This window comes from Paenibacillus peoriae KCTC 3763, assembly GCF_000236805.1.
Classification (GTDB): Bacteria; Bacillota; Bacilli; order Paenibacillales; family Paenibacillaceae; genus Paenibacillus; species Paenibacillus peoriae.
The window spans coordinates 132,415-144,462 of the sequence record NZ_AGFX01000021.1 but is presented as its reverse complement, the minus strand read 5'-3'; the positions used below and the strand labels follow the sequence as shown (position 1 = coordinate 144,462).

General features: G+C 47.8%; 7 protein-coding genes. All 7 read right to left on the bottom strand.

The genetic code is table 11. From position 1 onward, the window contains the following. Positions 1-47: 47 nt before the first annotated feature. The 7 genes from allC to KQI_RS0114405 all read right to left on the bottom strand — a co-directional run bounded on the left by allC (position 48) and on the right by KQI_RS0114405 (position 11,996). A complete protein-coding gene (gene allC / locus KQI_RS0114435; RefSeq protein ID WP_010347503.1) occupies positions 48-1,280 on the bottom strand; it encodes an allantoate deiminase in 1,233 nt (410 codons plus the stop codon). Positions 1,281-1,624: 344 nt separating this feature from the next. Beyond that, a complete protein-coding gene (locus tag KQI_RS0114430; RefSeq protein WP_241763921.1) occupies positions 1,625-3,319 on the bottom strand; it encodes a PucR family transcriptional regulator in 1,695 nt (564 codons plus the stop codon). Positions 3,320-3,785: 466 nt separating this feature from the next. After that, positions 3,786-5,204, bottom strand: a complete 1,419-nt coding sequence (locus KQI_RS0114425; protein ID WP_010347501.1) for a YfcC family protein — start codon at positions 5,202-5,204, stop codon at positions 3,786-3,788. Beyond that, a complete protein-coding gene (locus KQI_RS0114420; protein ID WP_010347500.1) occupies positions 5,201-6,421 on the bottom strand; it encodes a M20 family metallopeptidase in 1,221 nt (406 codons plus the stop codon). The genes KQI_RS0114425 and KQI_RS0114420 overlap by 4 nt, the downstream gene beginning before the upstream one ends. Before the next feature lie 196 nt (positions 6,422-6,617). Further along, positions 6,618-7,505, bottom strand: a complete 888-nt coding sequence (locus KQI_RS0114415; protein ID WP_010347499.1) for a LysR family transcriptional regulator — start codon at positions 7,503-7,505, stop codon at positions 6,618-6,620. Between the two features lie 283 nt (positions 7,506-7,788). Next, on the bottom strand, positions 7,789-11,052 hold the full coding sequence (locus tag KQI_RS0114410) for a DUF5704 domain-containing protein (protein WP_010347498.1): 3,264 nt from the start codon (positions 11,050-11,052) through the stop codon (positions 7,789-7,791). Continuing rightward, a complete protein-coding gene (locus KQI_RS0114405; RefSeq protein WP_010347497.1) occupies positions 11,052-11,996 on the bottom strand; it encodes a copper amine oxidase N-terminal domain-containing protein in 945 nt (314 codons plus the stop codon). The genes KQI_RS0114410 and KQI_RS0114405 overlap by 1 nt, the downstream gene beginning before the upstream one ends. Between the last annotated feature and the right edge of the window lie 52 nt (positions 11,997-12,048).

Sequence of the window (12,048 nt, the reverse complement as noted above, 5' to 3'; positions counted from 1 at the left end):
GCGCAAATCGATTTGTGCCTGCCTGCTTGTCCTGTTTTTCACTGCAATCATGCTTGATATGCCAGTTCGTACAGCGCATGGGTCAAGGCTTGAATCCCGTCTGCAAGATGTTCCGGGCGGGTATACTCTTCTGGATTGTGGCTGATTCCATTACGACTTGGAACGAACAGCATCGCCGTAGGCACAAACTTCGCCATAATCTGAGAATCATGACCTGCTCCGCTATGCATCAGCTTGAACGGAATGTTATGTTCCTTGCATTGCCGTTCCAATACGTCGAGAATCCGGCGATCCATCGGGACGGGGTCCTCATCCATCCACATGTCTATCTCCAATTCCACCCCGCTTGTGCTGGCGGTGAGCTGCATCAACTCCGTCACCTCGTCCGTAAACCGGATCAGCTCCGCTTTGTCCGTATGGCGGATATCCAAGGTGAACAGCGCTTTGCCCGGCACGACATTCACCACGTTCGGTTTCACTTCGATCTTGCCAACCGTTGTCACCAGCGGATCGCCATGCGCTTGTGCCAGGTCCAGAATTTGTTTAATCATCCGGCTCGCTGCATGAACAGCATCTTTGCGGTATCCCATCGGCGTCGTGCCGGCATGATTCGCTTCTCCTGCGATCTCGACTGTAAAGCGCCGCTGCCCAACAATGCTGTGGACGACGCCGACTGACAGACCTTCGTGCTCCAAGACGCTGCCTTGCTCAATATGCAGCTCGACAAACGCTGTAATATCGGTGCGCGGCTCCACCGGCTCATCGCGAAAACGAAATCCCGCTTCCTCCATCGCTTTCGTAAACGGAAAGCCATTGAAATCCGCAATTTCCTGAACATCCTCCTTTTTTGCCACACCGGCAAGATTTTTACTGCCCCAGAAGGCATAAGGAAAGCGGCTGCCTTCTTCTTCTGCGAACGATACCACTTCCAAAGTACGCAGCGGTTGACCATACTGCTGCTTCAAGGCCCGCATCGCCATCAAAGCGGCAATAATGCCATATTGCCCGTCATACTTCCCGCCATTGCGAACCGTGTCTACATGAGAACCGCTCATAATCGTTTGATCCGGGTATTGGCTTCCTTCCAACCGTCCGTACAAGTTGCCGATCTCATCGTAATAAGTGCTGAACCCTTCCTCTTGCATGTACTGCTCCAGTGCTTTCTGTGCAGCCGTCCACTCCTTGGAATACAGCAGGCGCGAGACGCCTCCAGCCGGGTCATTGCCGAATTGGCTCAACCACTCGACAAGGCGAACGGTTTCCGTTTGGATCTTATCCATGATCTTATCTGTCCCTTCTTTAAAGATGTGCGAGTTTTCCAAGCAAAATAATTGGTATTTTAGTTATCCGTGGCGCAACCTTTTCAAGGTTGTTCAAACAGTCCACTTTTGATTGCGAAGCACAAAGTAGGAAGTGACCTTTTTGAACTCGCACTTTGTAAGGCCATTTTTTGCTTGCATATTAATTGTAAACGCTTAAAAAGGAAATAACATCGAGGCATCCCGATAAAAAGAGCCCCGCCTTTTTATCCATATCGGATAAATGGACAACAAAAAAAGCTCCGCTTCACGGGAGCTACTTCCCCCTCATGAAGCGGAGCCTGAATAGAAAGGCCCTATTCTACTCACACGTTTGCATGATCTAAATGCCAAGTGAAAGGATTATCGCCAATCAAGACGAGAATTTTCAAGCCGACTTGCACAGACAGCACCTCATCCGGATCTTCCAGATCAATGCCTGTAATTTCCTTGATGCGTTCAATCCGGTAAGTCACTGTTTTATAATGGACATACAGCTCCTCGGCTGTTTTGGCGGCGTTTTGATGATGCTGCAAAAACGTTTGCAGCGTTTTGATTAAATCCTCCCTGTTTGGCTGCTTGTAGGCAAGCAATTTTTTTAACGAGGGCGGAATGAATTTCGCCAGCTCTCCGGCGTCCTCGATTTGACATAGCAGACGGTATATACCCAAATCCGAAAAGGCCGCGATTGCGGAACTGCCATTCATCAACGTCCCAAGCTGTAAAGCGTCCTGGGCTTCCTTGTAGCTGCGGGGCAGCTCCGTTATCGAATGGGCCGCGCTCCCGATGCCGACCTGCAAGTTGAGATGCTGAAAGCTTTTGTAAAACATTTTCTGAATGTTCTCGGCTGCTTTCTTTATCATGCGCAAGCAGGCTAATTTGTCTTCTTCTGCGTTTTCCACATTCCACAAAACAATGAGTTGATCGCTCCTGCTCCGAATGGTGCCTTCCGGAACCTGCTGATGAATGAATTCATACAGCATACGCTGATATGGATTATGTAGTCCATACAGATCTGTCTTCATCGCATCGTATCCATCCTCGGCCCGCAAGCGGAACAATACGACGACATATACCTTGTTCAAATCCCAGCCGATCAAATTGGCCCGCTGATATACGCTCTGCAGTGATTCAATTTTGGCATGCAGTAGATCATCGATTAAGTCATCTTTGAATTTCATTTCTACTTCAGCTACGGCATATTGCTTGACGAGATCGAGCGACAAGGAAGTGGCCGCGTTTTCAATCGCAATAAAATCAAGCGCTTCTACTGTTTTGCACGTTTCATGAATAACGAGATGAATCTTGATATGATTCACGGTTTCAACCGGAATGATAAAATGGTTGCATATTTGGCCGTGCCAATCCGGATAGTTCACGCGCTGCCGATAAAAAGGGAACTCTGTATCCATCCGGGCAGCATCCGCTTCCTCCTGTTCCAGCACTTCAAACTGCACCAAATGAGGATCGGTTGATGATATGGAGTGGAAGTTCCGATCATATAAAGTCACTGGATTGCCAATCAGCTTTTTTAAGGAGGCAATAATATGTTCCGAGCCTTTATTGGCAAGTGTAAGCGCAATAAATTTGTCATGCGCTTCCTTAAAGTATTTGAGCTTTACCACCTGGTTGTTAAAAAGGGCTTCCATCACCGGATATATGATCTCTCGGTAAGGAACCTGCTTCGGAATCTGAATAACGGGCAGATGGAGCGTCTCCGACGCTTCGATGATGCCGGCAGGAATATCGTGGACAAATCTGCCAGTTTTTATAATTAATGCGCTTGCCTTTTTATCGGATAACTGGGCCATAAAAGCTTTCTGTTCGCTAACATTGTAGGATTGCAGCGGATACAGACTGCTCAGCAGCAATTCTCCTCCGCTAATCCACTCGGCGATATCCGGTGCCTCTATAATTGTCACTCCGCGAATCGGATTGTTCAGGCCCTGCTTGCCACTGATGACGAACGCTTGCTTTAGTGTATCGATTTGAAACAAATCCTTTACCTTGAATTCCATCATTTCCGGCTCCCATCGATATAGAAGTAGATTAGTCGAGGAAAGAAACAAGCCCAATCTCTTATTTCCTTGGTATCTATTAGTACGTGTTCGAAAAGGATTTTTATTTGGATATCTTTTCACTATCGCTGTTTTCGACTAAAATCCACCTCCGGTGTTCACTACTAATTCTTAGGATATGTTCTATCATAATAATACTGTAATCGTTTTACTATCTCCAAATCCACATTTAGAGTTTTAAATAGTATGGAATGAAGAAGCTATGTATACGAAAATAAAGCAATTAAAAACTTGGATGTGGTAAAAGCATTACCATGATACCTGCTATAGCTCAATTCGGGGTTCATGCGAAACGAAATAGCCAGTCGCCGATTGATTTCGACGACTGGCTGTAAACGTGCAGAGTGTTTTGTGCCCTGTATTTGCTATGAACGTTCAAATGGTACAGGACTAATCCTGCTTTTATACTTTAGTGATACCCGATGATTTGGGCCACAACTACAAATATTGCACCCAGAACGAACCAGGCGGCCAGTAGCGGCCAGAAGAAACGAACCCATTTCTGATATGGAATACCCGATACGGCCAAGCTTCCCATTAAGGCGGAGGAAGTAGGCAAAATCATGTTCGAGAAGCCGTCTCCCAATTGGAAGGCAAGTACCGTCGTCTGTCTTGTAATGCCCAGCAGATCGGACAGTGGCACCATAATCGGCATCGTCGTCGCGGCCATGCCCGAGCCGGAGGTGATGAATACGTTCATAATATTTTGGAACACATACATTCCCAGCACTTGCACCGACTCAGGCAGATGCCCGACTACGATAGCCAGACTGTTGACAATGGAGTCAATGACATTGCCGTGATCTAGCACAACCACGATAGAGCGCGCAAAGCCGATAATCAAGGCACCATACGTGATATCCTTGGCTCCTTTTACAAACTCTGTAGCAATACGACTCGGCCCATAGCCTGCGCAAAATCCCGAGATCACTCCCATCGAAAGAAACAGAGCTGCCAGCTCCTCCATCCACCAATCCTGCTTGGACACTCCCCAGATCAACATTGCAAAGCTCACCGCGACAGTCAAAATGATCAGGATATGCCTAAGCTGTATGGAGGGCAGATTCGATAAATCCACCGGCTTGTCTTCAGCACTCTGTTCCAATTCGTAAACGAGGCTGCTCTCCGGGCTATTCTTGACCTTGCTGGCATAGCGCATAATATATAAGCTTGTAATCACAATCAAAATGACTAAGATAATGACACGAAGCCACAGTCCTGAAAAAATAGGAATTTGCGCAATCGCCTGTGCCAATCCAACATTAAACGGGTTCAGCAGTCCGGCCGTAAATCCGCAGGAGGCCCCCAGTGAAATCATGGCCGTGCCTGTCATGGCATCAAATTTTAACGCCCGGGCAATGGCGATACCGATGGGTACAAATACCATCACCTCGGTGGACATGCCCATGGTAAAGCCGCCGACGGAAAACAGGGAAATAAATACGGGGATCACCCATATGCCCTTGTTGGAAAAGGACCTTGCGACTCTTCCAGTCACCGCCTCAATCGTTCCTGAGGACGTAATAATCTGGAAAACACCGCCGATAATGAGAATGAAAAAGACTACATCGGCCGAATCGACCAGACCGGATACAATCGATTTCGGAATATCCCACAGCGTAACCGGATTCGGATCAACATGAGCGTATGAACCGGGAACGAGCAGCGTTTTACCGGTCGCTTCATTTTTCACCCGTTCAAACTCTCCAGCAGGAACGACATAGGTAAGTATCCCGGCCACTAGCGTCAGAAAAATAAGAATGACAAAGGTGTGCGGCATTTTCAGCCATTTTCTAGGGCCGCTCGGTACGGCGCTGTTGCTACTCATTCGAATGCCTCCCCGTTTCTCTGCGCTTGCCACTGCTCAAATTCGGTTCGCACCTCTTTTAAAGCCACGGGGTCGGTCAATAAATCGTAAGTGGTCAGCGCCAGCGCTTTGGCAGCATAGTTCATTTCAACCATGCCTTCCTCCGCTCCCGCAAGCCGGGCGAATTCCGGCGTATGCGTGGACGCATCCCCCAGTCGGATATAGGGGTGAATGGCTGCGGTAATCTGGCTGACGTTGCCAATATCCGACGAGCCGATCCCTCCCTGCGCAGGGGGTTCATGGACCTCCAGACCAAGCTGCTCCAAATTGCTTTGGAACAAAGCAGCCAATGTCTTGTTGGTATTGCGCTCTGCATAAATAAGCCCCTCGGCAATGTCCACGGTCGCGCCCATGCCTTCTGCCGCAGCACGAACAGCGCGGTACACCTTGTTCCGTACTTTGGCCAAGCCGACAACAGTTTGGGCACGCAAAATAAACACGGCCTCACACAGCTCCGGCACAACATTCGGGGCATCCCCGCCTTTAGTAATAATGCCGTGGATACGCACGTCACTGGTAACGAACTGGCGAACCGAATTAATCGCCACAAAGGCATTAATCATGGCATCCAGCGCGCTAATGCCCTTCTCCGGGGAGGAAGCAGCATGAGCCTGCTTGCCGTGAAACGTGAACGTGGCATCTACGCAGGCCAGTCCCCCGCGCAAAACCATCGTTTTGCTCTGCGGGTGCACCATCATCACCGCGTCCACGCCATCGAATACGCCGTGCTCGCACATGATGATTTTGCCGCCGCCCTCCTCCTCGGCCGGTGTGCCCAATACCACGATGCGTCCGGGCAGGTCCGGCACCGCTTCCTTCAGGGCTATGGCTGCGCCGACCGATGCGGTGCAAATCAGGTTGTGCCCGCAGGCATGTCCAATCGCTGGCAGTGCGTCATACTCTGCCAGCAGTGCGATGGTGGGTCCGCCGGGCTTCCCTTCCCATACTGCACGGAAGGAGGTTTCCAGTCCGGCGATACCCTTTTCCACAGCAAAGCCGGCCTGTTCCAATGTATTGGTGAGCCATCCCTGAGCCTGATGTTCATGAAAGCTCAATTCAGGATGTGCATGTATCGTTCGGGCAAGCTCCCGCAGTTCGTGATCCTTTGCATCTACAGCCTTCAAAATCTCTTCATGAGATGGTGTTCGGCCAGCCTGTCCATTCGTCGTTGAGTCCATCAGTGAAATGCCGCCTTTCATTCGTCATAACGAATAATTATACAATTTATTAATCAACATTGTATAAGCGAATTCCAGTGAAGTAAATTTAATATTTTTTGGCTTTGTACTTAAAATTATTTTATATATGACATAGGAACCCTTGAAAAATGCCGATTCTCACCAACAAATAGAGCTCCTCACGGTACTCAAAGAGCTATGTTTGGTGCATCCATTCAACAAATCGTTCCACCGCCATCAAGCGGCTGGATTTATTTTTATACAACATCCATGTTCGGCGCAGAACAGGATCTCCATTTTTGCGAATCAAATGAAATGCATACAATTCATCCTTTGGCGAAACAAATATTTCGGGTACGATCGAATATCCCAGTCCGTGGCGGACCATTTCCTTGCAGGTTTCGTAGCTGTCCACCTCCATGGAAACACGTGGCGGCCTGCCCAATCTTTCACTCCACCACGCCTGAACGGATTCGTTGAACGAGGAATACATATGACCGGAAAGCTGCGGTTTGCCCGGGTCTTTATAACGAATCAGTGGAAGCTCCGGCAATTGCTCAAGCTCTACAGCTTCCTTGGAGATTACACAAATATGTTCCTCATGAAGAAGATGCTTTCCCTCGGACCAGGGATAATCGTTGCGGATGACACCCAGATGAATTTCATCCCCACGAAGCATTTCATAAATTTCCGCGCTGAGTCCACAGGTTACCGAGAATTGCACATCTGGATAAATATCTTTGAAGCTCTTTAAGATCGGCGGAAGCCGGTAGTGACCATAGTAGCTCGAAATTCCCAGACGCAGCGTTCCCTTTACCTCACCGCTCAGGTGAATGACAGCTTCTTTTAATTCGGTCAGTTCTCTCAAATTTCGCTTGGCATACTGGGCCAGTCGCTCGCCTTCCATGGTCAGCTGGGTTCCTCGGTTTCCGCGTACGATAATGGGCACACCGAACTCCTTCTCCAGTTGGTTCAGACGATAGGTCAAGGCGGGCTGTGTAATATACAAACGGTCGGCGGCGCGTTTCAAGCTATGTTCTTCTGCAATGTAGCACAACATCAGGCAATCCTTTTCATCCATCATCGTCATTCCTTCCGTGATCCTGTCCGTGATCCTGTCCCTTTTCCAGCCGTTCTCATCTTCTCCGCAGGAAAAAGCCCACAGACATTTCGGTCTATTATACCGCATGAGGAGCTTCGGAAAAGTCTAGAGTTCCAACTACATATGTTCCGTCAAAATCTTCATATCAAGCTCCTAAGAGCATATAAAAAACGGACTATGGAATAATCTCCATAGCCCGTTTTTTGCATTAGGATTAATGATAACTGGTCTGCATTTTATGCCTTCAGAATTTTATGTTTTCAGATTAGTGAGGGACAAATGAATTGAAATCGTCCCGGCTGGACTGGTCTGCATGATAAAACACGACATCCCCATCCTGTAAATGAAAGGTATGTCCGTAAGGGTCTTTTATCTCTCTGCGGTAACCCTCCAGTTGCCATTGGTTCAGCAGCGGACCATGAATATATTGCAAATATGGATGCTCAGTATCCCCCTGACGGAGCGATTCCAAATTAAAGCGAACGACGATAAAGCCCGTTTTCTTGAATATATCCGTATGCTCGTTTAGCTCCCGGTTACGGCTTTCATTACGTAAATCCGTCCCTTTGGTGACCGCGTACACATCGGCAGGTAGGCTATATTCGCCATACCAGCGCTGAATTGCCGCATTCGCACGGTCGACATCCACCCCCTCCGGCAGGTCTGTCTTCGGACCGATCAAGGTTCGCACCGCCGCGGGCAGCACCAGCCAATCGTAGCGGCCGATCCACGTCTTGTTACGCGTGATGCGCTGGGCATATAGCGATACATAACGTTCCAGCGTCGACTGGCCACGCTGTGTTTCGCTCAATTCATGCTTATATTGGTAGGCGGCTGTGTCCTGCATTTCATCTGCTGGTACGTTGCGCAGCCGCTCATTCAGAATAACATACCGTTTCTCTCGATCCTCTGCCGAGCCCAATCGGATAAATTTGCGGCTTCCCGCATGTGTATACAAGTCCACCTCTTCCCGCTGGCGGCCATCCTTGCTCACCCAATAAAATGATGGCGTGATACGAATACCATCTTTGGCGCTGAACATATTGCCTTTGGTTTTGAGATCAAACTTGAAATGGTAGCCCGTCTTGACCGCTACATTTTGGTAGCCCTCATGCGGATGACTACCGGGACGTACAGGCAGGGTAAACGGCTCCTGATTCCCCCTTGGCAATCCGTCGATGTTCCCCAGCCCTGTCCAATAGGACAGACCGCTATGTACCGGGCTCCCCTTGTGCTGACGAAATACCCGCTCCCAATGGTAATCTGCAATATCGGTAATATGAAAATCATACATCCGTCCGATGACTTCAATGTTGACCACATCATTGGCAACATGATGGGCAAGCTCCATATTGGCATGACGCTGTTCAGTGAACCCGTCCGGCGCATTTTCAGCAATAGTACGGAACTCGACGGTGTAGTTGCCTTCATCCACCCATACTGGCAAATAAAATTCTGTGTCCAGCTGTAGCACCGGAATATCGATCCAGGTGCCCCGTGGATAAAAATGAGTTTTCCCTTTGTTGTACACGTCAAACGGAAAGCGCACCTGCTTGGTTCGTACATATTTGCCATACTCCCGCTCCCCGTAGCCGGGAATATTCAAATGTGGGCCTGCCGTCGAAATCCTCACCCGGAAAGGACGCTCCAAAATAAGTGCCGATCGCCCCTTCGTAGGCTTGGTTTTCTGGTTATGCGCAGCATCATCCGACACACTTGAATGATTCACAACAGGAGTGTGAACAGTCACCGTGTTAATCCCCTGTATCGGAAACGTCTTATCCGCCCCACCGTTGATATTCCCTTTAAGAATAGCGTAGGTAATGTTGCCGCTGCTAGGCGTATTAGGCTTATTTATCTTGCGCTTATCAATCACATGCCCCGGACTGTATAGCACATCCGGTCCAATGGCCCCGGAAGTGGGAATAACACCCGGTTTAGGTCCATTCACCTTCACACGCTCCGGATTCATTATGATCTTGTTTTCAAAGGTCAGGGCATCATTTTCCACTTCGACTTCCTTTACAGCTCCTTCTGCCTTGGATTGTAGTGCACTGCGTTCGTCAGGTACACTCGGCTTGCTGCTGCCCCCGTTCTTGCTGCGACTACCAGCATCCACTGTTCCCGGTGCAGGGGGCGGATAAAAGTTGCCCTCAGTCGCTGCAATATAAGAAGGAGGTGTATAGGATTGCGGACGGATGGTGATTGTTTCATTAGGTAACGCATAATTGCGGAGAGTAGCTCCCTCGATACCGTATACCTCCAAGTTGTCTATCGTCCAAAAAGAGTACGGACGTACAACTTTGTAGGTATAGGTTTTTTTCACCGTTTCTCTCCGTGTAGATTTTTTCTTGGGCCGCCAAGTTAACCGATATTCCCGTTTTACGTTCACCGTATATGTACACTGACCCGTCATGTTCACAAACTTATGCTGAAAAAGGTATCTCTTCGCTTGTACATGCCCGTATAGGCTCTCAGATGTAGGAATACCTTTGGATACGTCAAACTGTTCCCGCCCACGCTGATCAGCTTTGATAACAGCAGATACTGTCGGGTCCAGCTCGGCAGTTTCCAAACGCAAGCCAGGAACAGGGCGGGAACAGACAACACCTTTTGTCGGCTGTTCTTCGTCTTGGCAATCTGGGGGTGCACCCTCCTGGCTTTCTCCAGGCTTAGGACAGCCCTGGCTTTCTTTGTAATACAAATAAGCGGTAAACTGCTCAAAAGAACCATCATACGTAAACCCGGGTACAATGCCTGGCAAAATATCTCCACTCGGCGGTTTACCTGTCGTGCTTTTCTTGTAACCCACATACTCATATTTCGGATTAGTAGGCGGGGTGAAATCATACGGTTGATCAGGTTTTAACTCATCTTCTATTGGTGTAAATACGTTGTTAAGCGACTTCCCATCAATCGTAAAATGCTTGACGATAAGACTGCTCTCCAGTTCGATCTTGAACAGGATGGGCTGATAGATGCGCCAGGCTTCAACATTAGCAGCACAATTTGGACAGGATTCATCCTTGATATTTTTAGGCCTAAATGCGTTCAATTTCATGTCTACAGATATCGGAATAACTGTAGTATCCGTGCCAATCCCCTTCTTTTGAAAAGGACGAATATTCTCATCTGTTGTTCCAAGACTTATTGAATCACTGTATTCTTCGTAGCTATCTTGTCGTGATTCACTAAAATAATTGGTTGGATCTGATGCCGTATACAGTCGAGCTTCGACGTTTTTAATCTTCCTTCCTGGAAATTGAAACTTGTATGTGAAAGTGGCTTCCCCATACATACCTTTGTTTGGTTGTTTATGATCGGTAACCCATATATCACTGCTATTTTTCCACATGTCAAAGTACATCATACCAACAAAATAGCGATGATTCTTATCTGCAAAATAGGACAGCGGCGTAACTTCTGTATCTGCTGCTACTTTTTCAGCAGAAAAATAAAATGGTGGGAGCTGCAGTAGCAGCAGTACTCCCACCACCAATATGACTAGAAGACGTTTGGCCTTATTCATTAGTTTCCTTTCCATGGATTGACCATCAACGGAATAAAGTCATCTGCTGCCAAACGAAATCCGATATATTCAATATCTTGCAACTTAAAAGATTTATAGTTCTTAATCCCATTAAAAAGTTCATCTCCTGATGAATAAATAGGGTAATATAGCATTTTAGTACCATCACCGTTGTCCGTAGTCAGTTCTTCAACAGCATAACGATAGCGTGTGTCATTATTTCTTGAGATGTAGAAGAGATTCCCCGCAGTAGATTTAGTTTTTGCTCTAATTCTTAAGTAAGGTGTGCCTTTTGCATTGGTATAAGGTTCAATGCTATAAACATCACGTAGTAGCTTCAAAGGCAGGTCAGAAACTTTGAAAATCATCACTTTGTCAAATACTTTTCCTTGAGCATTTTTTAAAAGATATGGGTTAGACGTAAATGCCTTTTTATACGGCTCAATACTTACCATCTGATGCCCCGTATCCTCCAACGCCGCAATTTCCTTCTTCCCGATCCAGACCCAACGGCTGACCTTATCCCATTCTACCGTCTGGCCCAAACCTTCACTTACTAACCGGAGCGGCACAAAAGTACGGTTTTGCTTCAAAATAATCTTCGTTTCGTATGTTTTGGTCTGTCCGTCCACAGTAGCGGTGTTTTGTCCGACCGTCATGTTAACAGCATGTGTATCATTTTTGATCGACACGGCCAATTGACCGCCTGTTTTCTCCCACCCAACCTTGGCCCCCAGCGCCTCGGATACAAAACGGATGGGAACCATCACGTAATCGTTACTATCCTGAAAAGGCTTAGCATCCGGGAACTGTATCTTTTTCGCATTTAACAAGACTTCAATCGGTTGGGAGCTGCTTGCCGCCTCTGTCGTTGGCATTGTACTTGTCGCGCCCCATAGCAACGTAACTGCCGTCAAACTCAGCATCCATTTTTTTATCCTCATCTCTCTATCCCCTTTGTCTGCTTATACTCCAAACTATGTATATCAACCCTGC

What these genes read in the sequence shown, in the direction of transcription:
- allC (WP_010347503.1), bottom strand. Translation starts at nt 1,280, where the DNA reads ATGGATAAGATCCAAACGGAAACCGTTCGCCTTGTCGAGTGGTTGAGC.
- KQI_RS0114430 (WP_241763921.1), bottom strand. Translation starts at nt 3,319, where the DNA reads ATGATGGAATTCAAGGTAAAGGATTTGTTTCAAATCGATACACTAAAG.
- KQI_RS0114425 (WP_010347501.1), bottom strand. Translation starts at nt 5,204, where the DNA reads ATGAGTAGCAACAGCGCCGTACCGAGCGGCCCTAGAAAATGGCTGAAA.
- KQI_RS0114420 (WP_010347500.1), bottom strand. Translation starts at nt 6,421, where the DNA reads ATGGACTCAACGACGAATGGACAGGCTGGCCGAACACCATCTCATGAA.
- KQI_RS0114415 (WP_010347499.1), bottom strand. Translation starts at nt 7,505, where the DNA reads ATGATGGATGAAAAGGATTGCCTGATGTTGTGCTACATTGCAGAAGAA.
- KQI_RS0114410 (WP_010347498.1), bottom strand. Translation starts at nt 11,052, where the DNA reads ATGAATAAGGCCAAACGTCTTCTAGTCATATTGGTGGTGGGAGTACTG.
- KQI_RS0114405 (WP_010347497.1), bottom strand. Translation starts at nt 11,996, where the DNA reads ATGAGGATAAAAAAATGGATGCTGAGTTTGACGGCAGTTACGTTGCTA.